Source organism: Roseibium sp. MMSF_3544 (assembly GCF_030732845.1).
Taxonomy (GTDB): Bacteria; Pseudomonadota; Alphaproteobacteria; order Rhizobiales; family Stappiaceae; genus Roseibium.
In genome coordinates, this window is record NZ_JASHKA010000015.1 from 43,213 (window position 1) to 69,554 (window position 26,342).

Genomic DNA, 26,342 nt, shown 5'->3' on the forward strand with positions numbered 1-26,342 from the left:
CCATGAGCCTTACTGCTGATACACCGCCGCGCGCCGTGTTTACGTGGACACCACGCCAGTCGGACTTTGATGCGTTCGCGCAGCTCTCGGGCGACGACAATCCCATCCATGTCGATCCGGAGTTTTCAGCCCGCACCCGTTTCGGCCGCACAGTCTCACATGGGATGCTGCTCTATACGCGTGTGTTCGGTCATCTCGAAGCGCTTTACCCGGACCGCAAGCATGAAATTCAGACCCTCATGTTTCCAAATCCTTCCTATGCGGATGAGGAACTGACCTTGTCCTTTTCCGAAGACGCAGACGAGGCTGGTCTGGTCCTGATCGAAATCAAGCGAAGCCGGGACGGAGCCGTCACCTTGTCCGGAACGTGCCACCTTGGAGACCCTGCATGAGCCTGGAACTCGGACAAAGAGCAGAGCTTGCCCGGACATATACGGACCGGGACATGCGAGACTTCGCGCGCCTTTCCGGCGAAGAGGCAATCGTCCCTCAAAGCGTGCCTGGCCCGCTGATTGGCGGTTTGTTTTCCTACCTGCTCGGGGTCAAGCTTCCGGGCCGGGGGACCAATTACCTGAAGCAGAGCCTGGAGTTCCTGGCACCTGCACCGGTCGGGGAAGAGCTGACCGCCTCGGTTACGATCACGCGTCTCAGGCCGGAAAAGCATCTCGTCGATCTGGAATCGGTCTGCGAAGCAGCAGACGGCACCCGCATCTGTCAGGGCAGAGCTCTGGTCTATGTCGAGGATGTCGGCAAGGGGTGAGGCACGCATCTGAGGCGGCCTCGTTCTGGAATTCATTCAACTAAACGGTTGACTAAATGCGATGCATAAGGTAATTCAACTAAATGGTTGAACGAGAGCCTGATGACCGTGATCTCACAGCGATCCTGAAGGCCGTGAGCGACCCGCGCCGCCGGGATTTGCTGACCCTTCTGGTTCAGCATGGTCCGACACGGGTCACAGACCTCGCCAGGCATTTCGATGTCAGCCTGAATGCCGTGTCGAAGCATATCAAGGTACTGGAAGCCGCCGGGCTTGTGCGCCGGCGCACCGAATGGCGTGAGCATCTGATCGAACCGGACATGGAGCCGGTGCGTGAAATCGATCGCTGGTTCCAGAACCTGAGGTCTATCTGGGCGCAGCGCCTCGACGCGTTGGATGAGGTACTTGAAACGGAGCCAGATGATGAATGATTTGAGTGTTGTCGTGTCGCGCAAGTTTGCTGCGCCGGCAGAGCGTGTTTTCGAAGCCTGGCTGAACCCGGAGACCCTGTCGAAATTCATGACGCCCGGGCCTGGAATGACCGTGCCGAAGGCAAGCGCCGATCCAAAGGTCGGCGGCCGGTTCGAAATCATCATGCAGGCCGGTGACCAGCAAATTCCCCACGCCGGCACCTATAAGGAAATCTCGCGACACACGCGTCTTGCGTTCACCTGGGAAAGCCCGTTTTCGGAACCCGACAGCATTGTCACGCTCGACTTTGTGGAAGTGGATGGCGGAACCGAACTTACGCTGACGCATGTAAAATTTCCGTCCAAGGAAAGCCGCAACAATCACGAAGGCGGCTGGACGCGGATCGTTGAGTGCCTTGGGCCGGTGGTTGAGGGCGAATTGGCGGCGTGAGGTTCCTGACGGCCCGAGCTGGTGGTTTCGATTGTCATAAACTCATGTGATCGCGATTGCTCCAATCGGTTTGCCGAGAGCTGACATGACCCGGCAATCCAAGCCGTGCCTTCGCCCAAAACCTCTACCCTCTATCCGGGGGAGGTCACGGCATGGGTCCCATGGTCGAGCCATGGGACGACTGGAAACAAAGATGCCAACCGTGGGTGTGTCGTCCCGGACGCGGTGGAGCGGAAATCCGGGATCCAGTCCTCCGCTGTCTAGTTTAGCGGATTAATCGTCAGCGATCGCCTGATCCTAGTCCCCTTCGACAAGGCGCGTCTTGGAGGGCCAGAAGGCGAAGTGGTTTTTCAGTTTTTCTGTCATCGGGATCGGTTCGCGATAGACCCAGCCGATCTCTTCACCCGTGTGCGCTATGTAGCTGGCATCGCCCTTGATCGGGCAATACGTCGATTTCTCAACTTCTTCGAACTGCGCGACCAGGTCCTGTTCGGGGATGTAGACGACCGGGTCGTAGACCGACTTACCGATCTCCATTACGCGGAGAGCAGACCCGCTGTCAGCCAGCAAGGTGTCGCCGGAATAGACGCGGATGCGTCTCGTCACGTCCTTGATCACCATCATATGGGCCGGGTTGTCGGGATTCTTGATGGCCGCGTTCAGGGCCGGGATTGCCACTTCAGTCATGCGCGTGTTCCTCGTTTCAAAAACTAGGTGAGGTTTCGTGCCGAAAAAGCAACAGCAAAATCCCGTCTAGGAGTGTGGCAGCGCGCGCCCAAATCTCGTTTTTAGATATGATGAAGACCAATTCTTGCCAATCCGCCCTTGAAAATTTCTTCAAAACAGCGCTCAAACAGCGTCATCTAAGCAAAAACAAAGGTAATGCCCTGATGAGCGAGCAGCCTGCGGACGTCCTGCGTCACCTGTTTCAACGGGCCGTGGAAGTGGCCGACCCGATGAAAAGCCTTGCGGGTTTTCTGCCTGAAAAACCCGAAGGGCGGGTCACAGTGGTAGGGGCTGGAAAGGCGTCAGCGCGCATGGCTGAAGCTGTCGAAGCTGTTTGGGGTCCGTGCGATGGACTGGTGATCACGCGCTACGGATACGGACGGCCCTGTCAGGGCATCGAGATCGTCGAAGCGGCGCATCCGGTGCCGGACGAAGCCGGTCAGATAGCAACACGCCGCATGCTGGAGCTGCTGGACGGCCTTCAGGAAGAGGATTTCGTCCTGGCTCTGATTTCAGGTGGCGCGTCTGCTCTTCTTACGGCGCCGGCAGGCGATATCACGCTTGCCGAAAAGCAGGATGTCAATCAGAAGCTCCTGAGTTCCGGGGCGCCCATCGGGCAAATGAACCTGGTGCGCAAGCACCTCAGCCGGGTGAAAGGCGGGCAACTGGCAGCAGCAGCCTATCCCGCAAAAATGCTGGCGTTGCTGCTGTCTGATGTGCCGGGCGATGATCCGGCCGAGATCGGGTCAGGTCCGACAGTTGGCGACAGCAGTTCCGCAGAAGACGCAAAGGCAATCCTGGAACGCTGGGGAATTGACGTTTCGGGCTCCGTAGAAGAGGTCCTGAAAGGTGATAGCGGCGTGCTGGCGCTGCAGGACGTCGCGCTTTCCAAGGTGACCAACACGATTTTCGCTGCGCCCTCACAGTCGCTCGAGGCGGCGCGGGAAATGGCGGTCGCTGCCGGCTGCGATGTTGAGATTCTCGGAGATGCCCTTGAGGGTGAAGCGCGCGACGTCGCCCGCGAACAAGCGGCGCTTGCTCTTGACCGCAAGCGGGCCCGGAGTGCGTCTGACCGTCCCTTGCTGCTGCTATCGGGCGGTGAACTTACTGTCACCCGCACCGGCAATGGTGTGGGCGGTCCGAACGCGGAATATGCGCTGGCTTTGGCGCTGGCGTTTCAGGGCACCGAAGGCATCCACGCAATTGCGTGCGACACGGATGGCGTGGACGGGGCTGCGGAAGTTGCTGGCGCGATTGTTGGTCCGCAGACGCTTGCAAAAGCCGACGCGGCAGGCGTCTCGGCTGCGGAGGCGCTTGCCAACAATGACGCGCACAATTTCTTTGAAAAGATCGGCGATCAGGTCGTCACTGGGCCGACGTTGACAAATGTGAATGATTTCCGTGCCATATGGATCGGGTAGCAAGCTGACCGGCCGGTGACAATTCGGTTTCGGAGGTCGCTTTAGCAGGGGTTGGAATGTCCGAAGTCACCATCACCCGCGCCGTGCGCATGCCGGATCCGTTTCGGATCGAAAGGTTTCTGTCCAATCCGAAACTTGGGCCGCGTCTGCTGTTCTTCAGCGGTGGCTCCGCGCTCAACGGCGTGTCGCAATGCCTGAAGCGCTACACCCACAACTCCATGCACCTTGTGACGCCGTTCGATTCCGGCGGCAGTTCGCAAGGACTGCGCGTTGCTTTCAATATGCCGGCGATCGGGGATCTCAGAAGCCGGCTGATGGCGCTCGCGGATGAAACGGTTCTTGGTCATCCGGAAGTGTTCCGCCTGTTCACACACCGGTTCGCCAAATCTGCCATGAAGGACGACCTGCACGGACAGCTGGATGAAATGATTGCCGGAACACATCCGCTGGTCGATGCCATCGAGCAACCGATGCGCACACTGATCCAGAACCAGCTCGGCATGTTTCGTGCCGCTTGCCCGAAGACGTTCGACCTGCGCGGAGCAAGCATCGGCAATCTCATTCTGGCCGGCGGCTACCTTAGCCAGAACCAGCAGCTCGAGCCGATCATCTTTCTGGTGTCCAAGCTTGTTGGTGTTCAGGGAACAGTGCGCGCTGTTACAGACGACAATCTTCATCTCGGCGCGGAGCTGGCAAACGGGGAGGTCGTCATCGGTCAACATCTCTTGACCGGCAAGGAACATCCTGCGCTGACATCTCCGATAAAGGACTTTTTCCTGAACCACAGCCTGAAGGGAAAAAATCCGGCGCATTCGGTTTTTCCGGACCGGAACCGAACGCTGATGCATTCCGCTGACCTGATCTGCTACGCGCCTGGGAGCTTTTACACCAGCCTGATTGCCAATCTGCTCCCGGAAGGCGTGGGGTCCGCGGTCGCGTCGAGAACGGTGCCAAAGGTCTACGTGCCGAGCATAGGAGACGATCCGGAAACAGGAACGCTCAACCTTGCAGACAAGGTCCACACCTTGCTGAGTTACCTGCACCGGGATGCGGGAGCCGACTGCCCTACGCACAGGCTGCTTAATTTTGTTATCGTCGACCGCAGCGTGCCGGACGAGGAGACCAATGAGATTAGCTCGCGCGGGATCACGGTTTTGAAGCTGGATCTCGTCAACAAGCAATCTGCCCCGTTCTACGATCCGGTGTCGCTGTGCGAGGCGCTGGTGTCACTGGCGTGAAGCCCCCGGGAGGTTTGCAGGCATGGAAAATCTCAGCAAGGTCGACGGTATTGGCGGTGTTTTCTTCAAAAGCGCAGACCCCGACCGCCAAGCCGCGTTTTACAAGAAGCATTTCGATATCAATCTCGGGACATGGCTCCATCAAAATGCAGGCCCATCCGTCGTTGCCGCGTTCAAGTCGGACACCTCCTATTTCGGGCCGGAAGAAAACCGCTTCATGATCAATTTCCGCGTCAGCGATATTGACGCTCTGATGGCGGGACTGAAAGCAGATGGTGTGACGGAACTCGGTTACGAGGACGAGGAATACGGCCGCTTTTTCCGTTTTCTCGATCCGGAGGGCAATGCTGTCGAACTCTGGCAGCCGCCCGATGGCGACTTGCCGGAGGAGTGACGCTCTGCAGTATCCTTGCGGTTTTGAAGGTCTCTGTTTTTTGCACCGCAGACAGCTGCCTGCGTCCGAGCTGGCAAAGACACGCCGTCGATTTGTGAGCGCAGGTCGCGAGCCTCATTCGTCGCGATAGGTTTTTTCCGGGTATCCGCTGCCGCTGAACGCGTGCTGGATCATGCCAGGAACTCTCTCCTTCTCATCTAGATGCTTGGGATACGGAAGCTGACGATTGAGAAGAAGATTTCCGATCAAAAAGTGCAGTAATTCCGCCTTGTATTCTTCATCCAATTCTGGATCTTGACCGGCGCAAGCCGCCTCGATGACAGTTGCTCCACCGTTCGCTTCTTCCTTCAAGCGCGCTCGAAATACACCCTTTCCTGTCCAACTCCTGTGGAGAAACAGTTCTGCGTTTTCGAAATAGATGAACCACTTATCTTCCATTGCTTCGGGGACCAGACCGCGCTTCAGCTTTTCGAACTCTTCGGATGTGAATGTCTCCTTATACGGAACGCTTGCTGTTTTTCCGAAAGGTTCGATTTTCCAACTTTGTGATGTCGCGGGGTAGGACCTTCCGGGGTCTGGTAGACTGGCTTCCGGGCCTTCACCAACCTCTTGCATAAACGCCTGAACCTCTGCGGCCCACTCAGCATCGGACTGATTGCGCTGCCGGGTCAAAGAACGTCGTGTTCGAACTCCGATTTTTTCTGCGGCGAGTTCAAGCAAACGCCGAAGACTTTTCGACATCCGTGCGATCAAGAGTTTCTCCAGGCCTAAAGATCTAAGTTCGCAATTGTGCGAATGTAGCAGGGCTGAAACCCTAGATTGTCCTGCTGGTGGAAGCAAACTATCTCGTGTGCCTGAAAGACTAAAGCCCATCGAATTACAGGTTGCTTCAATCCTAATCTCGAGTGTGTTTTTTTTGGGGGGGGGCTTTGCCTTTACGGATGCGTGAACTGCCACGGCACTGAAGTTATTGGCGCTTGTTGTGGATCGGATTAAGCTGGCCCTCAGATAACCGACCATCGGTAAAACCTACAGAAGATAAAGCTTGAAGCAGTCATCATGAAACGTACGCCTCTCCTCAATCGGCATCTCAGCAAGCTTGTGGCTTCCCTCGGACACATGGATGAGATCGTGATCGCTGACGCGGGACTGCCCGTGCCGTCGAATGTCGACGTGATCGATCTCGCTGTCTCACCGGGCATTCCGGGTTTTTTCGACGTCGTTGACGCAATGTCGCGGGAACTCATCGTCGAGCAGGCAGTTTTCGCGGAAGAGGCATCGCCCGAGCTGTCAACCCGGATCGAAGTCAAACTCGCGCATTGGGAAGCGGAAACCGGCAAGCCGATCGAACAGGTCCGGGTGCCGCACTCGGATTTCAAGATCCGCTGCCAACGTGCGCGCGCTGTTATACGCACCGGAGAAGTGACCCCTTACGCCAATGTCATCCTGGTGTCTTCGGTACCCTTTTGAGAGCGGTACGCTCGTCCTGGATAATCGACTAGGTTCAGAAGTCTGACCGCGATTGCTGGGCTTGAGCAACCGAGTCCGGGATGTCTGGCGCGATTTGCAAGCCCTTAGATGTGTCATTCCGGCCGAAGTGAAGCTTAGGGTCGAGTTCCGGTAAACGTTTTTCTGCCCGTCTCCTTCAACCACCGGCCAAACGGAATACTGGATCCGCGCCTGCGCAGGGATGACAAACGAAGAGCAGACAAAAGCACCTGACAGTCGACGACACCTCGATGGCTTGGCCCGGCGGATTTCAGGAAGTCATCGCTCTTTAGGTCACCGGACGCCTCTCCGACTGAAGATGGCAATGTGGCCGCACCTTTGTTCCGAAACCTCCCGTCGTAAGGTTTTGCTTTAACACCAGCAGTTTCCCGCATTGCGAAAAATTCTTTTTGCATCACCGAAACCGATTTTGTTGACTTACAAAACCGGTTTTGTAACACTTTTGATCAAGAAAGGCCGCGTCAGATGCAAATCTGGGAGCGGTCGAGGACAGGAGGCCCCGAGCCTCCCGGGAGGACGCATGTCGAGACTTCGTGGTTCCGTCACCATCGACGACGTGGCCCGCCATGTCGGCGTTGCCAAGGGAACCGTCTCGCGCGTCCTCAACAACTACACCGACATTTCCGACGATACCCGCAAGCGCATCCTCAAAGCCGTACAGGATCTCGGCTATCAGCCTTCGGCGACAGCACGGAACCTGAAGCGGGGGCGTCAGGATACGCTCGGCATCGTCATTCCGGTCGGGCATGGTAACGGCGCAGACCCGTTTTTGGCCCAATTCATCGACGGCATCGCGCGCGCCCTGGATGAGTCCGGGCTCGACCTACTGGTGACGACAGCCCATTCGCGTGAACACGTGATTGCAACAATGAAGCGCCTGATTGCACGCCGGAAGGTGGACGGCTTCATCGTAACACGGACAGAAGTTGACGATCCGCGCATCGCCTACCTGACTGAACAGACTTTCCCCTTTGTCACGCACGGGCGTACGGGTGATCCGACGGGATATGCCTGGTTCGACATCGACAACGAGGCAGCCTTTGCGGACGGTGTCCGCCATCTCTATAGCCTCGGCCATGAACGGATCGGATTTATCGGGGGATCGCCGGACCTGAATTTTGCCCGGCAGCGCCGGGACGGCTACAGGCAGGGGCTTGAAGCGCTTGGCGTGCGTCACGATCCCGAGCTGGAGACGCTTCAGGCAATCAACGAGAAGGGCGGGTTCGCCGGGGCTGAAACACTTCTGGCGCACAAGGCACCACCAACTGCGCTCTTGTGCGTAACCGATGCGCTCGCCATCGGTGCGGTTCAGTTCTGCCGCGAACTTGGTCTGAAGGCGGGCTCGGACGTGACCGTCATCGGCTATGACGGCCTGCCGGTCGGCGAATATCTCGATCCGCCGCTGACGACGTTTTCGCAGAGTGCGCAGGAAGCAGGTGGCCGTGTGGCGCGCATGCTGATCGATGTGCTCGACGGTAAGCCGTCCAGAAGCCTGCAGGAACTGGCGAAGGCGAAACTAATCCGGCGTGCCTCGGACGGCGCGCCATCCATGACATCGGCAGCGCTGGCAAATGCGCTCCGTGACCGGCTGAACCAACAGCCACTTTCTGGCAGTAAGGGAGAATGAAATGTTTGGGAGGAGTAAATTCCTTGTCTCGACAATCGCGGGTGTGCTCGCGCTTGGTCTGACGGCGGCTCAAGCCGACACGCTGCGCTTCTGGACGACCGAAGAGCAGCCCGATCGGCTGGCAAAGCAGGAAGAAATGGCGGCAGCCTTCAAGGAAAAGACAGGCATTGAAGTCGAAGTCATTCCGGTCAGCGAGTCCGATCTTGGGACACGCACGACGGCCGCCTTTGCCGGCGGCGATCTGCCGGACGTCATCTATCATCCGCTTCAATATGCGCTGCCCTGGGCAGAAGCGGGCATTCTGGACACTGAAGCAGCAACGGAAGTTGTCGAAAACCTCGGTACCGGCACCTTCGCGCCGGGTGCTGTCGCCATGGCAGCAGTCGAAGATGGCATCGCCTCGGTTCCGGTCGACGGCTGGACCCAGATGGTTGTCTATCGCAAGGACCTTTTCGACGAAAACGGCCTTGCTGCGCCGGACAGCTACGAGAACATTCTGGCCGCCGTTGAAAAGCTGCACAATCCGCCAGACATGTTCGCCTTTGTCGCTGCGACCAAGATCGACGAAGCCTTCATGAGCCAGGTGCTTGAGCATGTCCTGCTGGCCAACGGTGTCACACCGGTCGACGGCAACGGCTTCAAGGCTCTTGACGAAAAGAAAACCATCGAAGCATTGGAGTTCTACAAGGCAATTGCCAAGGCTTCACCTCCCGGCGATCTTTTCTGGAAACAGTCGCGTGAGCTTTATTTTGCCGGCAAAGCTGCGATGATCATCTGGTCACCGTTCATTCTTGACGAACTTGCCGGTCTGCGCGATAGCGCACCGCCGACCATCACCGACGACCCGACCTCGAAGGAACTGGCTTCCAAGACAGGTATCGTCACCACGCTGAAGGGGCCGTCCAATCCGGATGGAGCCGCCTGGGGTGACGTCCGCTACTTCGGCATCACCAACGATGCCGACACGGAATCTGCAATGCAGTTCGTCGAGTTCTCCCTCGATGACGGCTATATGTCGACCTTGTCGATCGCACCTGAAGGCAAGTTCCCGATCCGCCGCGGTAACGCCGACAATGCCACTGCATTCGTCGACGGCTGGTCGAAACTGCCGGTCGGTGTCGACCGCAAGGCACCGCTGACCGAGCTCTATGATCCGGCAACCATCGAAACGATCGTCGCCGGTCTCGACACTGCCAGCCGCTGGGGTGTCACCGAAGGACAGCTGGCACTCGCGTCCAAGATGATCAACAGCCAGGTGATCAACCGCTACGTCCGTGAGTTCATCGACGATGAGCGCGATGCCGCGGCAACGGTCGCTAAGCTCAACGAAGAACTGGCCAAGATCCAGTAACGTGGCTTGACCCATTGACCTGCCCTTGAAAGGGCAGGTCACCCCCGATTTCCTCAATCAGGACCGGACGAGACGCAGGTCTGCGTCCGGCCCCGCTGAACACCCTTCCCGCACACGATGCGGGAGGACAGGGACGGTTTGTCCCGCGCCAACTCGAACCTGAGTGGCCAACGGGCTGAAACGCAGAGCTGGAACCATGAGCGCACAGAACCAACAGACGGAGTCTCTCGGACCGCCGAAGGGCATTGGCCCGATGCAGCGGCGGGAAATGCGGCTTGCCTATCTGATGCTGGCGCCGACCTTCGCGATCATCTTGATGATCGTGGCCGGTCCGCTGCTTGCCAATTTCTGGATCAGTGTGAAGCCTGTGCAGCTCGCTGACCTGCGACCACCGACTGTTCTCGTCAACGAGCGGGTACGCGGACGGCCGGAAGCCGCGGGCGATAGCGCTCAAATCGAGTACCGTCTGCGGAACTCGTCCCAGGACGAGGAAATCCGCGACGTCGTGCTGACCGACAAGATCCCGAATGGTTTCGACGTCACCGCGTTGCCCGACGTCTGCGCGATCAGTGGCACAGACCTGACGTGCACGATCGGAACCGTTGAGCCGGGCTGGCGGGACAGGCTGAGACTGGAGGGCACGGTGACCGACGCCTTCCTGGCTGCCGACAGACCCGAGCGACAAAGCGAGCCGCTCACGAGCGGCGATGCAGACAACGTCCTGACCAATTTCAACTTCACGCTTGAGAACTTCCAGAGGATCTTCAACGCCGATGAATTCTGGTCGGTTCTGCGCGTCACCTTCTACTACACGATTTTCGGAACGGGCGGCGCGCTGGTGCTCGGTCTCTTCGCCGCGCAATTGCTGCACACGACTTTCGTCGGCAGGGGAATTGTGCGCGGGCTGTTCCTGTTTCCCTATGTCTCGCCGGTGATTGCGGTTGCCTTCACCTGGGTGGTGCTGTTCGACCCGTTTTCGGGAACCGTCAATGCGCTTTTGACCAAGATGGGGGTCGTCGCCGATCCGATCAATTTCTTCGGGCAACGGTCCATCGAGTATTCCCTCTTTGGCATTCCGATGGAGTTTCCGCTGGCACTGACGACCGTGATTGCGTTCGAGGCCTGGCGGTATTTCCCCTTGTCGTTCCTGTTCATTCTGGCCCGCATGCAGTCGATCAACACGGACATGTATGAAGCTGCCGAAATGGATGGTGCGACACCGCTGCAACAGTTCTGGTACCTGTCCCTGCCGCAGCTCATGGGCATCCTGTCCGTGCTGTTCCTGCTCAGGTTCATTTGGACCTTCAACAAGTTCGACGACATCTTCCTGCTGACCGGCGGTAACGCCGGTACCCGGACGCTGACCGTCGATGTCTATGAACAGGGCTTCGCGCTCTCCAATCTCGGCGCAGGTGCCGCGGTGGCCGTCGTCGTCTTTGTCGTCCTGGTCACGTTCGCGACCCTGTTCATCCGCTTCTCACCGAAGGAGGAAGGACTATGAAACCGGGGAGCATCCTTCTTGCCGCCGTCACGGGCCTGATCTGGGGCGTGACCGCAATCGTCGTCGTCGCGGTGGCCCTGACGCTGATCACAGGCGAAGTCGCCCTGCCGCAGGCAACCGTGGCCGGCATCGCGGGTCTGATAAGTGCGCTGATCTATGTCTGGCGACAGTCTTCTGAAACGAATGCAGGCTTTCCGGCCTGGGCGCTTGCGGCCATTGCGTTGTTTCTCGTGCTCATGATCGGGTCGTTTGCGTCACCTTTCAGCCTGCCGCTGAGCACCGTGCCAGTGTGGCAGGGCCTCGCTCTGATCCTCTTCGTGTCCGGCGCGACCTGGGCCACCAGCGTCTGCCTGTCGGGTGCACGGCTTGGGGCCATGAGCCGCTACGAACGGGAAGTGATCTATATCCGGATCGCAAAGGGGATCGGTTTCGTCATCTTCTTCATCATCGTGGCGTTGCCGTTTTACGTCATGGTGATGACGTCACTGAAAAGTCAGCAGACGCTGCTCGCCAATCCGCTGGATCTTTCCATCGACTTTTCCCAGGGGCTTGACGGTCTGTTCCGGTCTTATGTTGAGCTGTTCACCCAGTTCAACTTCGGACGCTATCTGCTGGTGTCGGCCTTCGTCTCGGTTGCCACCGTCGTCTTGACGCTGCTCTTTTCCGTACCCGGAGCCTACGCGGTTTCCCGGTTGCGGTTTCCGGGGCAGGCGTTTCTGGCGCGGTCGGTGCTCCTGATCTACATGGTTCCGGCGATCGTCCTGGTGATCCCGCTTTACGCGGTCTTCTCGCAGCTCGGCTTGCGCAACACGTTGACGGGTCTTCTGATCGTCTATCCGGCGACCACCATTCCCGTCGCTCTCTACATGCTCCAGGGATATTTCCGCGGACTGCCGTCCGAACTGGAAGAAGCGGGCCTGATGGACGGGTTGTCGCGCATCGGCGTGATCCTGAAAATCACGTTGCCGTTGTCACTGCCGGCGCTCGCCTCCGTGTCACTTTACGTCTTCATGATCGCCTGGAACGAGTTCCTGTTCGCCTTCATGTTCCTGGACGATCCGGACATCTTCACGCTCTCGCGCGGTGTCGTGTCCCTGAATTCCTCCGAGGTGCCTCGTCAACACCTCATGGCGGGCGCGGTTATCGCGACCGTGCCCGTCCTCGCCATCTTCCTTTGGTTCGAACGCTTCCTTGTCCAGGGCCTCACGGCCGGCAGTGTGAAGGGATAGAGCAAACTTGAAACGGCCTCGATGGCCAAGGAGATTTCTGTGTCAGCCGCAGAGTTAGATCAAACAGCCCGAACCATACTGATCGAAAACGATCAGGGCGGGTACACGATACCGACAAAGGGTCTTTATCCCTACCAGTGGAATTGGGACTCGGTGTTTGTCGCACTCGGATTTGCCACCTTCGACCAGGACCGCGCCTGGCGGGAAATCGAGATGTTGTTCGAGGGACAATGGCGCGACGGCATGGTGCCGCATATCCTGTTCCGCAAGGACGATCCGAGCTATTTCCCCGGGCCTTCGGTCTGGGGCACCAATGGCGGACCGATCCCAAGTTCCGGCCATTCCCAACCGCCCGTTGCGGCAACGGTCATCAGGGATCTTGTCGATGCAGACACCAGTGGGAAGGCAATCGACCGCGCTGCGGCCCTGTTTCCGAACCTCATGGCGTGGCATCGCTGGTTTCTGGCCTACAGGGATCCGGACGGACAGGGTGTCCTGGCGGTGATTCACCCTTGGGAATCGGGACGGGACAACCTGCCTGATTGGGACGACGCACTAAGGGCTGTCGAGGTCAAGGACATTCAGCCCTATGAGCGCAAGGATACGTCCCATGTCGATCCGGCCATGCGCCCGCACAAGGAAGACTACGACCGGTATCTCAGCATCATGGCAGCCTGCCGCAACGTCGGTTGGGATCCGGCAGACGTGGCAAGAACCTGTCCGTTCTTCGTCACCGATCCGGGTATCACCTTCATCTTTCTGCGTGCGTGCCGGGATCTTCTGGCGCTTGCCGAACGCCTCGGCAAGGAAAGCGAAGCTGAGGAAATCCGCGGCTGGATCGCTCGGATGGAAACCGGTGCGAGATCGATCTGGCATGACGATCTCAAGGCTCATGTCGCGTTCAACAGACGCACTGGAAAACACACAGACGGGATTTCGAGCGCGTCTTTCCTGGCGCCTTATGCAGGTCTTGCAGACGCAACCACCTTGTCTGCACTGCAAGGCCACTTCGACAGGATTGCCGGCAAGGTCCGCTTCATGATGCCGTCCTACGATCCGGATCATCATAGCTACGAGCCTCTCAGATACTGGCGCGGGCCGGTCTGGGCGATGGTCAATTACATGATCGCCCGAGGACTTTCGGAAGCCGGTGATGCCACGCGCGCCGAAAAGCTCAGAAACGACACGGCCGGTCTCGTTCAGACGAGCGGCTTTGCAGAATACTTCAGCCCGGAAACGGGGGCAGGTGCCGGTGGCGGCACATTCTCCTGGACCGCAGCCATCTGGCTGACCTGGGCATCGCCATCACATGCGAAACAAGCAGCTTAAGAAGCCGGAGGACTAGGGACATGGGCGCCATTCAGCTCAACAAGGTCGAAAAATGGTTCGGCGATCTCCAGGTCATCAAGGGCATTGATCTGGATATCCGCGAGGGTGAATTCGTTATTTTCGTCGGGCCTTCCGGCTGCGGAAAATCGACACTGCTCCGCCTGATCTCGGGGCTGGAGGAAACCAGCCGAGGAACGATCGAGATCGACAGCAAGGACGTAACCGCGCTGCCACCGTCCGGGCGCGGGTTGTCGATGGTGTTTCAGTCCTATGCGCTTTATCCGCATATGTCCGTTCGCGAAAATGTCGGCTTTGGCCTGAAAACTGCCGGCGTTCCCAAGGCTGAGATCGACAACAAGGTGAATGCGGCGGCGGAAGTTCTGAAGCTCGACGATTATCTCGACCGGCGGCCGAAGGCGCTTTCCGGAGGGCAGCGTCAGCGCGTGGCCATCGGGCGGGCGATCGTGCGCGAGCCGAGCGCCTTCCTGTTCGATGAGCCGCTGTCGAACCTCGACGCTGCACTGCGCGTTGAAATGCGTTTCGAGGTTGCCCGGCTTCACAAGAGCCTCGGCACGACCATGATTTACGTGACCCACGACCAGGTCGAGGCGATGACGCTCGCCGACAAGATCGTCGTCCTCCAGGCGGGCAGGATCGAGCAGGTCGGATCACCGCGCGAACTCTACGAACGGCCGGATAATCTGTTCGTCGCGCAGTTTATCGGATCGCCGAAAATGAACGTCATGCCGTGTTCGATCGAGGGTGACCAGTTCTCGCTGCAAGGACATGGCGGCGGCCACTATCCGCATGCAGGTTCGTCACAGCAGCCGGTCAAGCTCGGGATCCGTCCGGAGCACATGGCCATCGTCGGGGAAGGCGAGGGGCATTGCAGCGGAACTGTGGAAGTCGCCGAATATCTGGGGGCCGATACGTTCCTCTATGTTGCCCTTGATGGACTTGAGACCATTCTGGTTCGGATCAGCGGTGCGGACACGATCGAGGAGGGTGCCCGGATCGGTCTCAAGTTCGACGAAACCCGCATGCACTTCTTCGACGCCGAAGACCGTGCCATCCGGTAAATCGTTGGATCAAATTCATCGCGGGACGACGTCGACCTTGTGGTCCGTGGTCTGGGTCCCCGAGGTGCGCAGGACGCCTTTTACCGGGGCGACGTCCCCATAGTCGCGGCCGCGCGCCACGACAATGTGGTCCTGGCCAACGCGCAAGGCATTTGTCGGGTCGTATTCGATCCAGCCGACCTCGATGCCACACCAGGCGCGCACCCAGGCGTGCATTGCGTCCGCGCCTTCAAGGCGCGGCTGGCCCTCGGGTGGAATTGTTCTCAGGAACCCGCTGACGTAGCCTGCCGGGATGCCGACGCTTCTGAGGCAGGCAATCATGATATGGGTGAAATCCTGACAGACACCGTGGCGGCGTTCGAAAGCTTCGAGCGCGGGCGTGTCGACCGTCGTCGCGTCCGCGTCAAACTCCATGTCTTCGTTCAATGCCCGGCCGATCGTCTCGACTGCGGCGAGCGCGCTGATGCCGGGACTGAGGTGTTCCTGCGCATAAACCGCAAATGCTGGCGCAAGGGGCAACCGCGGCGAGGTGGCCAGAAAGTGCACCGGCTCATCCGGAGCGAGCGACTGGATGCCCGCCAGTTCTCTGGCCAGGACGCCGACGGGCGGCGAGATGTCCAGCTCCTCCGGTGTTGCCGTGCGGTCGATCCGGGCCGTTAACTGGAAGGCGAGCTCGCTGTGCGATCTGCGATAGGCAACGTCCGTGACGGCGTTGCCGAAAAAGTCTTTCCTGTCCCTGCGTTCCGTCGGGCCTGGCGACAGCCGGATGCTGGAGGACAGAAGCCGTTGTTCACCCGTTATCGTTGCCGGGACCAGCCGCAGCGCATGCCGTCCCGAGTTTGCCGGGCTGGCGTATTCATATGTAATTTCAAGGCTTACATCATAAAGCACGGCAGCCTCGCGATCCCGGCTCGACGGGGAAGAGCTTGTCTTTATCTGATATAGGCATCTGAGAGCTCCACCGAGAGGAAGGCTATCTGATCCCTGAGATCGCCAAGGGCTTCCGGTGTCAGGGTTTCAGGGGTCGCGACCGCGAGGTTCGTGTGAACCTGCAGCACGGCACGGGCAAGATCCGACAGGTACCCGTTCTGCGACGCGCCGGGAAGCACGGAGATGTGGTCCTTCATATCCGTCAGCTGATACATCACGGCCCGCGGGTTCTGCGGATCCATTGCAAGCAGGTCAAGCACTGTCGCATGGCTGAGCGAGACGGCGTAGCGCCGGCTCATCGACATGGCGCTGTCACCTACTTCAAGCAGCAATTCCAGAGCACCGTCAGGGGCATTCGGACCGGTGAAAACGGACAGGAGATCGGCCATCCGGTGTGCCCGTTCCAATGCGCGCCCGATACTTAAGAACCGCCACCCCATGAACCGGTACATGTTTTCGTGGACCAGGCCCGAAAACCCGGTGATCTTGCGCAAAAGCAGGCTCATTGCCCGGGGGACGTCTGCATTCTCCTTCATGACCTGCCGGGCACCGTTTGCCGTCTGGGCAAGATCGTTGAGGGCGAGCCAGCCATCAACTGAAAACCTGTCGCGCACCTTCCCGGCGCTGTTCACCGCCGATTGAAGCATGGCGCACAGCCCGTCGGGAACGGGGATCTCCGGTGCCACGCCGATCTCGTCCAGGTATTCCGCGATTTCAGCCACCAGTGGCGAGTTTGGGTCCGCTGTTTCCATGAGACGGGCATGATAGGCGCGCAGCAGACGAACGGCGCCCTCCGCGCGCTCCACGTATCGCCCGAGCCAGAAGAGATTGTCCGCTGCCCGAGACGGCAAAGCCCCCGCCTGTGATTTGAAGAAGGGCGACTCGGTCTGGTGAAGCAGGGTCTCCTTGAACTGCTTGCGCTGGCCTATGATCCAGACGTCCGCTGCTGTTCCTCCCGATTGCATCGCAATCGCGCTTGCGCTCTCGGCCTTGCCGATCCGCGCGAACCCGCCGGACATGACCTCCCAGCCATTTTGCGTGCGTGCCAGAAAGACGCGCAGGCTCATGGGGCGCGGAACAAGGCCCCCTTCGTGATAGGCGGGTGTTGTCGACAAGGTGACGGCTTCCTGCGCGACGAGGCTACCCTGTTCCGTGTCGATCCAGCTTTCCAGAATGCCCTTCTGGAATTTGTCGGAATCCTTTCCGATGAAATCCGTCTGCGCCGAGGTAAAGGGCAGTGCCGTCGAAAGGGCCGGGCTGAACATCATGGTTTCAGCGTGCTCTTTCACATAGGAGCGGGTCGTTTCTTCACCGCACCACCACGTCGCCACATTGGGGAGCTTGAGGCTGCGCCCGAGGAGATGCTCACATACGCGCGGCAGGAAAGCGAGCAAGGCGCGCGTCTCGAGAATGCCCGTGCCGAGGGCGTTGACCATGGCAACGTTGCCGGAGCGCACGGCTTGAACCATGCCGGGCGTACCGATCTGCGATTCCTCGTTCAGCTCCACCGGATCGGTCCATGCCGCATCCAACCGGCGCCACAACACGCTGATCGGTTTCAGACCCGCGACCGTGCGCACCATGAGCTGTCCGTTCTCAACGGTCAGGTCTTCACCTTCCAGCAGCATGAAACCGAGATAGCGGGCGATATAGGCATGTTCGAAATAGGTGTCGTTGAGCGGGCCGGGTGTTAGGATCGAAACCCGGCTGTCCGGCTCGCCGCGAAGCTCAAGAAGATGATCGCGAAACCGGCGGAAGAAGCCGGCAAGCCGGTGCACGTTGGCCTTGGCGAAAAACTCGTTGAAAACGCGGCCTGTCGCGACCCGGTTTTCCAGGGCAAAACCGGCACCGGACGGGGCCTGGGCGCGGTCTGACAGAACCCACCAGGTTCCGTCCGGTCCCCGGCCGATTTCAAAGGCGAGGAAGTGCAGGAAGTATCCCGAGCTCGGCGTGATGCCGACCAACGGCCGCTGCCACTCGGGACTTTGCGCTATCAGGCTCGCTGGAAGGTAACCTTCAGAGACAAGCTGGTTCTCACCGTAAAGGTCACCGACGACTTTTTCCAGGAGTTCGGCCCTCTGGACGAGACCCTCCGCAATGACCTGCCAGTCGGCTTCACTGATCACGACCGGAATATGGCTGAGTGGCCATTCCCGCTCATGGGCTTCGTTCTGCCCGTATTGACGGAAGTAGACGCCTGCGTCGTTCAGATACTGGTTGCCTCTGGCGAAGCGGTCGGCGATGTCTTCCGCGCCGAGGGAGGAAAGATGGTCCAGGAAGGGCTGCCAGACCGGGCGGACCTTGCCGTCGGGATCAAGAAGTTCATCCGAAACACCCGGAAACGGGCGGTAGGATTTCAACAGGTCATAGCCTGCCCGTCCCGTCGATTCCGTTTCATCCAAGCTCATTCACACCAGTCCCAACCATTTATTCCAGCCGCCGAACGCACCTTATATATTCTGAGGCCGACGCAGGTCCAAGGTCAACGGAAACTCAGGATGCGGGCTTTCGGCCTGGGGCTCGTAAAGGCCCGGCGTGTGCCCGTGCGGCTCAAAGCGCGCCAGCCGTCTGGCTTCCGCCTCGTTGCCGTTGACGGGAAAGGTGTCGTAACTGCGCCCGCCGGGATGGGCCACGTGATAGACGCAGCCACCGAGCGCGCGCCCGCTCCACCGGTCGAAAATATCGAATGTGAGCGGCGCGTCGATCGGGTGAACAGGGTGCAATGCCATTGCCGGCTGCCAGGCCTTGTACCGGACACCGGCGACGGAAACACCGTTGGTCTCCGTTTTCTGAAGCGGCATGATGCGGCGGTTGCACGTGACCGTATAGCGGTCCGGATCGCTGGTCGTGAGCTTGACCTGGAGCCGCTCGGTCGAACTGTCCGTGTAGCGGACGGTGCCGCCGATCGCCCCGGTCTCGCCGAGGACGTGCCAGGGTTCGAGAGCCTGACGCAGCTCCAGCTGGACACCTTCGACTTCGATTTCACCGCAGAACGGAAAGCGGAATTCTGCCTGGGCCTCAAACCATTCCGGCCGCATTGGAAATCCGTGATGTTCCAGATCGCGGAGCACCTCCAGGAAATCGGTCCACACGAAATGCGGCAGCATGAACCGGTCATGGAGAGCGGTGCCCCACCTTGTAAGGTTCCCCGAAAGAGGATGCTGCCAGAGACGGGCGATCAGCGCCCGCAACAATAGCTGCTGCGCCAGGCTCATGCGCGGATCCGGCGGCATTTCGAAGCCCCTGAATTCAACCAGACCCAGCCGTCCCGTCGGGCCGTCGGGCGAATAGAGTTTGTCGATGCAGATCTCGGCGCGGTGAGTGTTGCCGGTGACGTCGACCAGGATGTTGCGCAGAAGCCGGTCCACCAGCCACGGGAATGGCGCCGGGCCTTCGCCTGGCCTGCTGATCTGAGAGAGCGCCACTTCGAGTTCATAAAGACCATCGTGGCGTGCTTCGTCGACACGGGGAGCCTGGGATGTCGGGCCAATGAAGAGGCCAGAAAAAAGATAGGAGAGGCTCGGGTGACGTTGCCAGTGAAGGATCAGACTGCGCAGCAGATCCGGGCGCCGCAGGAAGGGACTGTCCAGCGGTGTCGCGCCTCCGACGACGACATGATTGCCGCCACCGGTGCCGGTGTGCTTGCCGTCGATCATGAATTTGTCGGCGCCGAGCCGGGACTGCCGGGCTTCCTCGTAGACGCATTCTGTGATCGACACGCAGTCCTGCCAGCTTGCCGCCGGATGAATATTGACCTCGATGACGCCGGGATCAGGCGCAACACGGATGACGTTCATGCGTGGATCGGTTGGAGGCGGATAGCCTTCGATGTGAACAGGAATTCCGAGATCGTCAGCTGCCGCTTCTGCGACAGAGATCAGTTCGAGATAGTCTTCCAACCGCTCGACGGGGGGCATGAAGACGCACAGTCTGCCGTCTCTCGGTTCCACTGATATGGCCGTTCGAACCGACGCACCGCCGAGTTCGTCGTCGGGGAGCTCCTGTTCCCTGCGATCCTGGCTGGGTCCGTTTGCAGTAAACCGGGCAATGTCCTGAGGCCGGTCTGCGCGTGGTCCGATCGGAAATTCCGGAAGCGGTTCTCTCGGGATCGTTGGATCTTCAATGTTCGTGTAGGGGTATTGTGCCGGCGGGACATAGGGCAAAGATTCAAGCGGAAGACGATATCCGACCGGACTGTCCCCCGGGACCAGGAAAATGGCGTCCCGGCGCAATTTCCATTGCTCGGAACGCCAACGCTTGCCGGTCGATTTCGCTTGCCAGCGCTGGACTGGCAAAACGTAGCCCGCGGGTTTCGTCAGGCCCCGGTCAAAAACGCGGGCAATACGATGTCGTGCTTCCGCGTCTTCCAGCTTGGAATTCTCCGGTGTGACGTTTTCCGGAAGGTTGCTTTCCTTGACCATCCAGACGGCCGGGTCTTCGTAAGCCGCGACGACAAATTCGGGATCGAGCTCGAGGCGGCTCGCGATCTGCTCCATGAGCGCCTTGGCGTTTTCTGCGCCTGTTCCGGTATCGGTCCCTTCTTCGGCGATCAGGTCCGGATTGCGCCAGATCGGCTTTTCATCACGCCGCCAGTAAAGCGAAAATGTCCAGCGCGGGAGCGTTTCGCCGGGATACCATTTGCCCTGGCCGTAATGCAGAAAACCGCCGGGTGCGAACCGTTCGCGCAGGCGGCGGATAAGCGTATCTGCCAGGGTTCGCTTGGTCGGCCCAACCGCGTCGGTGTTCCATTCGTCGGCTTCAAAGTCGTCGATTGACACGAATGTGGGCTCGCCGCCCATCGTAAGCCTGACATCTTCCTGTGAAAGAACCCGGTCGACAGTCTGGCCGAGACTGTTCAAGGCGGCCCAGGATTCTTCGGAGAACGGCTTCGTGATCCTGGGGTGTTCCGCAATGCGCGACACCTGCATGTCGAACGCAAAATCGACTTCCGCCTTGCTGGCCATGCCGACAATCGGCGCGGCATTCGAATAATGCGGGGTTGCTGCCAGAGGTATATGGCTTTCCCCTGTCAGGAGGCCGGATGTCGGGTCCAGGCCGATCCAGCCCGCTCCTGGGAGGTAGACCTCTGCCCAGGCATGAAGATCCGTGAAGTCGTGGTCCGTCCCTGAGGGCCCATCCAGCGCCTCCAGATCGGGCTTGAGCTGGATTAAGTAACCGGACACGAAGCGCGCTGCAAAACCCAGGTGCCTCAGGGCTTGAACAAGAAGCCAGCTGGAGTCTCGGCAGGACCCTGTGCCCCTTTCAAAGGTTTCTTCCGGCGTCTGGACGCCCGGTTCCATGCGGATCACATAACCGACTTCCTTCGATACCTTGCTGTTCAGCGCGACGATGAAGTCGATGGTGCGGAGTTTGTCTTTTGGAACGGAGGCAAGAAAAGCCTTGAGATGCTCTCCGGGTGGGTCTGTCCGCCTGTAGATCTGAAGATCCTCGCGAAGGTCTTCCGGGTAGTCGAACGGCCATTCCTCTGCACTTTCCTCGACGAAGAAATCGAACGGATTATAGACCGTCATGTCTGCGGTCAGGTCGACTTCGATCTTGAATTCGCGAACGGGTTCGGGAAAGACGAAGCGTGCGAGCCAGTTGCCGTAAGGGTCCTGCTGATGATTGACGAAGTGGTCCGTCGGCGAAACCTTCAAGGAATGTGATAAGACGCGCGTCCGGCTGTGCGGGGCGGGACGCAATCTGATGATCTGAGGGCTGAGCGTGACCGGCCTGTCATACTGGTAGTGGGTCAGATGATAAATGCTTGCTCTGATAGACATTATTCCGTGACCCTGCTTCCGATTGGTTTCGTTTGCCTACGTTTTCACAAAACGCAGCCAGGCACCACGTCAATCTGTAGGCAATCAGATGGCCGGTCCGCAAGGTTTGCCTTTGTGCGCATTACGCCGCTTAAGGGTGACGCAAGGGCAAAACAAGTGCGCTCTTTAAAGTAGAGTTTCAGGTTGTATTTACCGTTGCGACACACTGTGCTGGACGAAGTGTCCAGGTCCGTGAATATGTGTGCGTAAGTCGTTTCCGACGCCGGTGAATCGATACTTTGTCGTTAGAGTTGGGGCAGAACCCCGGTCTTGAAGCGGGACGTGCTAAGAAGGAAAATAATGGCGGTTCGTTTTCTCTGCTTCTGTTTTTTCTGGACACTTGCCTACACTGTTCATGCTGCAGACTTCCGGGTGACATTCATAAATCCGGGGGGCAGCGACGGGTTTTGGGGCGAGGTTTCCAAGACAATGTCTGCGGCTGCCGCCGATCTGAACATCGAACTTGAGATTCTGAACGCTGACCGGCAGCCCTACGGGATGGAAACGCAGCTTCAACAGCGCCTGGATCGGGGCGATCTTCCGGATTACTTCGTGCTGGTAAATGAATATCAGGCCGGTGGCCGTTTGCTGCAGTTGCTTGATGGGACACCGAGCAAAGTACTTTTCCTCCTCAACAATCTGACGCGGAAACAACAAGACATTCTGGAGATGCGCCGAATCGACTTGCGAAAGATCGTCGCTTCCATCGTGCCGGACAACGAGACTGCGGGCTACCAGTTGGCTCTGTCGCTGTTTGAAGCGGCTCGTGCCTTGCACCCTCATCACGACAAGATCCGACTTCTGGCGTTGACCGGGGACACGTCGACACCGGCCGCGCTGTTGCGCGAGACAGGGATGCAGCGGGCCGTTGCGGACAATCCGGATGTGGACCTGGTCCATGCCATTCCTGTGAACTGGAACGAAGATCTTGCCTATAGGCGAGCCAAAGATGTTCTGGAGCGCACGCCTGTGCATGCGGTCTGGGGCGCAAACGATGCAATTGCCTTCGGTGCCCGCAGAGCCGCGATGGAATCTGGTCTGGCAGTTGGCGACGACGTTGTTTTTGCAGGCCTTAACTGGTCAAAGCGCGCCATGGACGCTGTCCAGAGAAAGGAAATGATCATGTCGCACGGTGGTCACTTTTTTGCCGGCGCCTGGGCGATCGTGTTGTTGCGGGATCATTTTTTCCGGGTCTCGAAGGGTGAAGTCCATGTGGATGTGCGCTTTAAGATGTCGCCCATCACGCTTGAAAACGTGGAGCTCTATCTGGAGAGCCTTGGGGACGGTAACTGGGACAAGATCGACTACAGCCAGTTTTGCAAAACCCGGACCGGGCGCAGCAATTATGACTTTTCTGCTGAAGCCATTTTGAATGCGGCTGGCGCGCAGCGGTAGGATTTCCGTATAAACGGATGAAAGTTCAATCTCCGGCATCGCGCGGCTTCAACATGTTTGAACGCGCCGGCAATGCCTCGAAGGATCGTGTCATGACCAGGAACAGCGACGGTGACAAACCCTATAATCCGCAGGATGAAGGAGCGGAAATGGGTTTCTCCGACAAGATGTCCTACGGAGACTATCTTGGATTGCCGCAGATCCTGTCGGCGCAAAAGGCGCTGTCCGACGCCCCAGATGAGCTTCTCTTCATCATCCAGCACCAGACATCCGAGTTGTGGATGAAGCTGATGCTGCACGAGCTCTACGCGGCGCGCGACGCAATTGCCAACGATCAATTGCCTGAAGCCATGAAACTGCTTGCCAGGGTCAGCCGGATCATGGAGCAGCTTAATTCTGCCTGGGACGTGCTGCGCACCATGACACCAAGCGACTATACCCGTTTCCGGGACGCGCTCGGACAGTCGTCCGGGTTCCAGTCGCTGCAGTATCGGCTGATCGAATATGTGCTGGGCAACCGCAATCTTGCGATGACGAAGCCACATGAACACGATCTCGACAGCGCTGCGCTGTTGGAAGCGGAACTGGAACAGCCGAGCCTTTACCAGGTCGTGCTGGAGTTCGCGCGGCGGCGTGGCTTCCACGTTCCTGAAGAGGTGACGACCGTCCCGGCGTCTCGCCCGCATCAGGCAAGTGATGAAATTCGGGACGTGTGGCACACGGTCTATCAGGATCCTAGCAGCCACTGGGCCCTTTATGAGGTCGGTGAAAAGCTGGTCGATCTGGAGGATTACTTCCGGCGCTGGCGCTTCAATCATGTCACCACCGTCGAGCGGGTGATCGGCTTCAAGCGCGGCACTGGCGGAACAGGCGGCGTGTCGTACCTGAAACGGATGCTTGAGGTCGAATTGTTTCCTGAGCTCTGGCGCGTCAGGACGGTGCTCTAGCGAACGGACCCTTTTCGTGTGACCCCATCGGTTGATTTCCCGGACTGCCCCGGTCAGGCAATCCGTCTCTGCATCATGTGGTTTCCGTGTTTTTTGCAGTGCGTCATTGGTCCGCCAAATTTCGTTTGCACTGCAAAACGAAGCTGAAATGAAGCATTAAGGCGATAAAATCGAAAGACCCGAAACCTAATTTTGCGCTATGTGAAATGTCAAATTTGTGCCACACTGTGGATCTCAGGCGCTAAGTTTACGATCAATCCGTTGCCTTTGTTGTTTGGTGGTATTGAATTTAAATAAATAAAATCAATAATTTAATTACCTCTGACGAAGAAACTCATATCTACTAAAAAATTAGTTTGACATCGTGGCGATGCTGTGACCATGTATGTTCAGCCGGTTAAACACGGCGCTTATACTCACATGGGAGGAGATGCAGATGCGAAAGTATCTACTCTCCGCAGTTGCAGCCGGTGCTGTACTTGCGGGAGCAGGGTCCGCTTTTGCCGACGAAGCAGCGGCGAAGAAATGGATCGACCAGGAATTCCAGCCATCCGTGCTGACCAAGGACGAACAGCTTGCAGAGATGCAATGGTTCATCCAGGCGGCCCAGCCGTTCGACGGCATGGAAATCAACGTACTGTCCGAAGGCATTCCGACGCACTCCTACGAGTCGGAAGTTCTGGCAAAGGCGTTTGAAGAAATCACGGGTATCAAGGTCAATCACCAGATCCTGGGCGAAGGTGAAGTCGTTCAGGCGGTTCAGACCCAGATGCAGACCGGCCGGAACCTCTATGACGCATATGTCAACGATTCCGACCTGATCGGCACCCATTCCCGCCTCCAGCTGGCTTACAACTTGACCGACTGGATGGAAGGCGCAGGCAAGGACGTGACCAACCCGGGTCTTGATCTTGACGACTTCATGGGCACCCAGTTCACGACCGGTCCGGACGGCGACCTTTATCAGTTGCCCGATCAGCAATTTGCGAACCTCTACTGGTTCCGCAAGGACTGGTTCGACCGCGAAGACCTGCAAAAGGCCTTCAAGGACAAGTACGGCTATGACCTGGGTGTTCCGGTCAACTGGTCGGCTTACGAAGACATTGCCGAGTTCTTCTCCAACGATGTCAAGGAAATCGACGGCGTAACCATCTACGGCCACATGGACTACGGCAAGCGTGCTCCGGACCTTGGCTGGCGCATGACCGATGCTTGGCTGTCCATGGCAGGTGCCGGCGACAAGGGTGAGCCGAACGGCATCCCGGTCGACGAGTGGGGCATCCGCATGGAAGAAGGCACCTGTAACCCGGTGGGCGCGTCCGTCTCCCGTGGTGGTGCTGCAAACGGCCCGGCAGCAGTCTACGCGATCCGTAAGTGGGACGAGTGGCTGCGCAACTATGCACCTCCGGGCGCTGCCAGCTTCGACTTCTACCAGTCGCTGCCGGCGCTTAGCCAGGGCAACGTTGCTCAGCAGATCTTCTGGTACACGGCGTTCACCGCGGACATGGTGAAGCCGAAATCAGAAGGCAACAACACGGTCGATGATGAGGGCAATCCGCTGTGGCGGATGGCACCGAGCCCGCACGGTCCCTACTGGGAAGAAGGCCAGAAGGTCGGATACCAGGACGTGGGTTCCTGGACCATCCTGAAGTCCACTCCGGAAGACCGCGCCAAAGCTGCCTGGCTCTATGCCCAGTTCGTCGTCTCCAAGACTGTCGATACCAAGAAGAGCCAGGTTGGTCTGACCTTCATCCGCGACAGTACCGTGAACCACGAGTCCTTCACCGAGCGCGCACCCAAGCTCGGCGGCCTGGTCGAGTTCTACCGCTCGCCGGACCGTGTTGCCTGGTCCCCGACCGGCGTCAACGTTCCGGACTATCCGAAGCTGGCGCAGATCTGGTGGCAGCAGATCGGTGACGTGAACTCCGGTGCGTTCACGCCGCAAGAGGCCATGGACCGCCTCGCGGAAGAAATGGACATCGTCATGGCCCGCATGCAGCAGGCTGACGAGCGCGCCAATGTCTATGGTGGCTGTGGCCCACGCCTGAACGAGCCGCAAGACGCCGCGTTCTGGCTGGAAAAGCCGGGTGCACCCAAGGCCAAGCTCGAAAACGAGAAGCCGCAGGGCCAGACCGTCAACTACGACGAGTTGGTGAAACGCTGGTCCCAAAACTAAGGTTTGGTATCTACCAATCCTGAACCGGACCGGGGCATTGCCCCGGT

At 58.7% G+C, this 26,342-nt stretch carries 22 protein-coding genes; 17 read left to right on the forward strand and 5 right to left on the reverse strand.

From position 1 onward, the window contains the following. The first annotated feature begins 2 nt into the window (after nucleotides 1-2). The 4 genes from RBB47_RS20325 to RBB47_RS20340 all read left to right on the forward strand — a co-directional run bounded on the left by RBB47_RS20325 (nucleotide 3) and on the right by RBB47_RS20340 (nucleotide 1,621). Complete coding sequence (locus RBB47_RS20325) at nucleotides 3-392, forward strand: MaoC/PaaZ C-terminal domain-containing protein (RefSeq protein WP_305987712.1); 390 nt, start codon at nucleotides 3-5, stop codon at nucleotides 390-392. Further along, the gene (locus RBB47_RS20330; protein WP_305987713.1) at nucleotides 389-760 is read left to right on the forward strand and encodes a phosphate acetyltransferase; all 372 of its coding nucleotides are present in this window, start codon (nucleotides 389-391) and stop codon (nucleotides 758-760) included. The genes RBB47_RS20325 and RBB47_RS20330 overlap by 4 nt, the downstream gene beginning before the upstream one ends. Before the next feature lie 83 nt (nucleotides 761-843). Beyond that, the gene (locus RBB47_RS20335) at nucleotides 844-1,191 is read left to right on the forward strand and encodes a helix-turn-helix transcriptional regulator (protein WP_305987714.1); all 348 of its coding nucleotides are present in this window, start codon (nucleotides 844-846) and stop codon (nucleotides 1,189-1,191) included. Further along, nucleotides 1,184-1,621 (forward strand): SRPBCC domain-containing protein, encoded by a 438-nt coding sequence (locus RBB47_RS20340; RefSeq protein WP_305987715.1) that lies wholly within the window; start codon nucleotides 1,184-1,186, stop codon nucleotides 1,619-1,621. Before RBB47_RS20335 ends, RBB47_RS20340 begins: the two co-directional genes overlap by 8 nt. Nucleotides 1,622-1,918: 297 nt before the next feature. Here RBB47_RS20340 and RBB47_RS20345 read toward each other — a convergent pair whose 3' ends face one another. Next, nucleotides 1,919-2,308: a DUF427 domain-containing protein gene (locus RBB47_RS20345; RefSeq protein ID WP_305987716.1), complete on the reverse strand. Its 390-nt coding sequence runs from the start codon at nucleotides 2,306-2,308 to the stop codon at nucleotides 1,919-1,921. A gap of 203 nt (nucleotides 2,309-2,511) precedes the next feature. Here RBB47_RS20345 and RBB47_RS20350 point away from each other — a divergent pair, with 203 nt between their 5' ends. From RBB47_RS20350 to RBB47_RS20360, 3 genes are read left to right on the forward strand one after another with little or no spacing between them, the layout of a single operon-like run. Further along, entirely contained in the window at nucleotides 2,512-3,768 is a 1,257-nt protein-coding gene (locus RBB47_RS20350; protein ID WP_305987717.1) for a glycerate kinase, read from the forward strand. 56 nt (nucleotides 3,769-3,824) lie between these two features. Then, the gene (locus tag RBB47_RS20355) at nucleotides 3,825-5,006 is read left to right on the forward strand and encodes a GAK system CofD-like protein (RefSeq protein ID WP_305987718.1); all 1,182 of its coding nucleotides are present in this window, start codon (nucleotides 3,825-3,827) and stop codon (nucleotides 5,004-5,006) included. Nucleotides 5,007-5,028: 22 nt separating this feature from the next. Continuing rightward, nucleotides 5,029-5,400, forward strand: a complete 372-nt coding sequence (locus RBB47_RS20360; RefSeq protein WP_305987719.1) for a VOC family protein — start codon at nucleotides 5,029-5,031, stop codon at nucleotides 5,398-5,400. Nucleotides 5,401-5,514: 114 nt separating this feature from the next. Here the strand turns inward: RBB47_RS20360 and RBB47_RS20365 are convergent, their stop codons facing one another. After that, entirely contained in the window at nucleotides 5,515-6,153 is a 639-nt protein-coding gene (locus RBB47_RS20365) for a hypothetical protein (protein WP_305987720.1), read from the reverse strand. 306 nt (nucleotides 6,154-6,459) lie between these two features. Here RBB47_RS20365 and rbsD point away from each other — a divergent pair, with 306 nt between their 5' ends. The 7 genes from rbsD (at nucleotide 6,460) to RBB47_RS20400 (ending at nucleotide 15,025) form a co-directional block, all read left to right on the forward strand. Further along, a complete protein-coding gene (gene rbsD / locus RBB47_RS20370; RefSeq protein WP_305987721.1) occupies nucleotides 6,460-6,870 on the forward strand; it encodes a D-ribose pyranase in 411 nt (136 codons plus the stop codon). Between the two features lie 559 nt (nucleotides 6,871-7,429). After that, nucleotides 7,430-8,536 (forward strand): LacI family DNA-binding transcriptional regulator, encoded by a 1,107-nt coding sequence (locus tag RBB47_RS20375; RefSeq protein WP_305987722.1) that lies wholly within the window; start codon nucleotides 7,430-7,432, stop codon nucleotides 8,534-8,536. A 1-nt stretch (nucleotide 8,537) separates the two neighbouring features. Then, the gene (locus tag RBB47_RS20380; RefSeq protein WP_305987723.1) at nucleotides 8,538-9,887 is read left to right on the forward strand and encodes an ABC transporter substrate-binding protein; all 1,350 of its coding nucleotides are present in this window, start codon (nucleotides 8,538-8,540) and stop codon (nucleotides 9,885-9,887) included. Between the two features lie 196 nt (nucleotides 9,888-10,083). Next, nucleotides 10,084-11,388: a carbohydrate ABC transporter permease gene (locus RBB47_RS20385; RefSeq protein WP_305987724.1), complete on the forward strand. Its 1,305-nt coding sequence runs from the start codon at nucleotides 10,084-10,086 to the stop codon at nucleotides 11,386-11,388. Further along, nucleotides 11,385-12,617, forward strand: a complete 1,233-nt coding sequence (locus RBB47_RS20390) for a carbohydrate ABC transporter permease (RefSeq protein WP_305987725.1) — start codon at nucleotides 11,385-11,387, stop codon at nucleotides 12,615-12,617. Before RBB47_RS20385 ends, RBB47_RS20390 begins: the two co-directional genes overlap by 4 nt. Nucleotides 12,618-12,656: 39 nt before the next feature. Next, the gene (locus tag RBB47_RS20395) at nucleotides 12,657-13,946 is read left to right on the forward strand and encodes a hypothetical protein (protein ID WP_305987726.1); all 1,290 of its coding nucleotides are present in this window, start codon (nucleotides 12,657-12,659) and stop codon (nucleotides 13,944-13,946) included. Nucleotides 13,947-13,966: 20 nt separating this feature from the next. Beyond that, complete coding sequence (locus RBB47_RS20400; RefSeq protein WP_305987727.1) at nucleotides 13,967-15,025, forward strand: ABC transporter ATP-binding protein; 1,059 nt, start codon at nucleotides 13,967-13,969, stop codon at nucleotides 15,023-15,025. 15 nt (nucleotides 15,026-15,040) lie between these two features. Here the strand turns inward: RBB47_RS20400 and RBB47_RS20405 are convergent, their stop codons facing one another. Genes RBB47_RS20405 through RBB47_RS20415 form a run of 3 tightly spaced genes read right to left on the reverse strand, consistent with a single transcriptional unit; the run spans nucleotide 15,041 to nucleotide 21,738 of the window. Further along, entirely contained in the window at nucleotides 15,041-15,916 is an 876-nt protein-coding gene (locus RBB47_RS20405; RefSeq protein WP_305987728.1) for a transglutaminase family protein, read from the reverse strand. A gap of 41 nt (nucleotides 15,917-15,957) precedes the next feature. Beyond that, complete coding sequence (locus tag RBB47_RS20410) at nucleotides 15,958-18,363, reverse strand: circularly permuted type 2 ATP-grasp protein (RefSeq protein ID WP_305987729.1); 2,406 nt, start codon at nucleotides 18,361-18,363, stop codon at nucleotides 15,958-15,960. A 42-nt stretch (nucleotides 18,364-18,405) separates the two neighbouring features. Beyond that, on the reverse strand, nucleotides 18,406-21,738 hold the full coding sequence (locus tag RBB47_RS20415; RefSeq protein WP_305987730.1) for a DUF2126 domain-containing protein: 3,333 nt from the start codon (nucleotides 21,736-21,738) through the stop codon (nucleotides 18,406-18,408). A gap of 339 nt (nucleotides 21,739-22,077) precedes the next feature. Between RBB47_RS20415 and RBB47_RS20420 the strand changes: the two genes are divergently transcribed. The 3 genes from RBB47_RS20420 to RBB47_RS20430 all read left to right on the forward strand — a co-directional run bounded on the left by RBB47_RS20420 (nucleotide 22,078) and on the right by RBB47_RS20430 (nucleotide 26,295). Further along, nucleotides 22,078-23,172 carry an ABC transporter substrate-binding protein gene (locus RBB47_RS20420; RefSeq protein ID WP_305987731.1) on the forward strand — a complete coding sequence of 365 codons (1,095 nt, stop codon included), beginning with the start codon at nucleotides 22,078-22,080 and terminating at the stop codon, nucleotides 23,170-23,172. Between the two features lie 92 nt (nucleotides 23,173-23,264). After that, nucleotides 23,265-24,119, forward strand: a complete 855-nt coding sequence (kynA, locus tag RBB47_RS20425) for a tryptophan 2,3-dioxygenase (RefSeq protein ID WP_305987732.1) — start codon at nucleotides 23,265-23,267, stop codon at nucleotides 24,117-24,119. A gap of 436 nt (nucleotides 24,120-24,555) precedes the next feature. Continuing rightward, nucleotides 24,556-26,295, forward strand: a complete 1,740-nt coding sequence (locus tag RBB47_RS20430; protein ID WP_305987733.1) for an ABC transporter substrate-binding protein — start codon at nucleotides 24,556-24,558, stop codon at nucleotides 26,293-26,295. The last annotated feature ends 47 nt before the right edge of the window (nucleotides 26,296-26,342 follow it).

Bases quoted from the DNA above. Each gene is read 5' to 3' on its own strand.
- RBB47_RS20380 (WP_305987723.1), top strand. From the start codon at position 8,538: ATGTTTGGGAGGAGTAAATTCCTTGTCTCGACAATCGCGGGTGTGCTC.
- RBB47_RS20420 (WP_305987731.1), top strand. From the start codon at position 22,078: ATGGCGGTTCGTTTTCTCTGCTTCTGTTTTTTCTGGACACTTGCCTAC.
- RBB47_RS20400 (WP_305987727.1), top strand. From the start codon at position 13,967: ATGGGCGCCATTCAGCTCAACAAGGTCGAAAAATGGTTCGGCGATCTC.
- RBB47_RS20430 (WP_305987733.1), top strand. From the start codon at position 24,556: ATGCGAAAGTATCTACTCTCCGCAGTTGCAGCCGGTGCTGTACTTGCG.
- RBB47_RS20390 (WP_305987725.1), top strand. From the start codon at position 11,385: ATGAAACCGGGGAGCATCCTTCTTGCCGCCGTCACGGGCCTGATCTGG.
- RBB47_RS20335 (WP_305987714.1), top strand. From the start codon at position 844: ATGGTTGAACGAGAGCCTGATGACCGTGATCTCACAGCGATCCTGAAG.
- RBB47_RS20330 (WP_305987713.1), top strand. From the start codon at position 389: ATGAGCCTGGAACTCGGACAAAGAGCAGAGCTTGCCCGGACATATACG.
- RBB47_RS20410 (WP_305987729.1), bottom strand. From the start codon at position 18,363: ATGAGCTTGGATGAAACGGAATCGACGGGACGGGCAGGCTATGACCTG.
- RBB47_RS20325 (WP_305987712.1), top strand. From the start codon at position 3: ATGAGCCTTACTGCTGATACACCGCCGCGCGCCGTGTTTACGTGGACA.
- rbsD (WP_305987721.1), top strand. From the start codon at position 6,460: ATGAAACGTACGCCTCTCCTCAATCGGCATCTCAGCAAGCTTGTGGCT.
- RBB47_RS20415 (WP_305987730.1), bottom strand. From the start codon at position 21,738: ATGTCTATCAGAGCAAGCATTTATCATCTGACCCACTACCAGTATGAC.
- RBB47_RS20350 (WP_305987717.1), top strand. From the start codon at position 2,512: ATGAGCGAGCAGCCTGCGGACGTCCTGCGTCACCTGTTTCAACGGGCC.
- RBB47_RS20375 (WP_305987722.1), top strand. From the start codon at position 7,430: ATGTCGAGACTTCGTGGTTCCGTCACCATCGACGACGTGGCCCGCCAT.
- RBB47_RS20340 (WP_305987715.1), top strand. From the start codon at position 1,184: ATGAATGATTTGAGTGTTGTCGTGTCGCGCAAGTTTGCTGCGCCGGCA.
- RBB47_RS20385 (WP_305987724.1), top strand. From the start codon at position 10,084: ATGAGCGCACAGAACCAACAGACGGAGTCTCTCGGACCGCCGAAGGGC.
- RBB47_RS20360 (WP_305987719.1), top strand. From the start codon at position 5,029: ATGGAAAATCTCAGCAAGGTCGACGGTATTGGCGGTGTTTTCTTCAAA.
- RBB47_RS20355 (WP_305987718.1), top strand. From the start codon at position 3,825: ATGTCCGAAGTCACCATCACCCGCGCCGTGCGCATGCCGGATCCGTTT.
- RBB47_RS20345 (WP_305987716.1), bottom strand. From the start codon at position 2,308: ATGACTGAAGTGGCAATCCCGGCCCTGAACGCGGCCATCAAGAATCCC.
- kynA (WP_305987732.1), top strand. From the start codon at position 23,265: ATGACCAGGAACAGCGACGGTGACAAACCCTATAATCCGCAGGATGAA.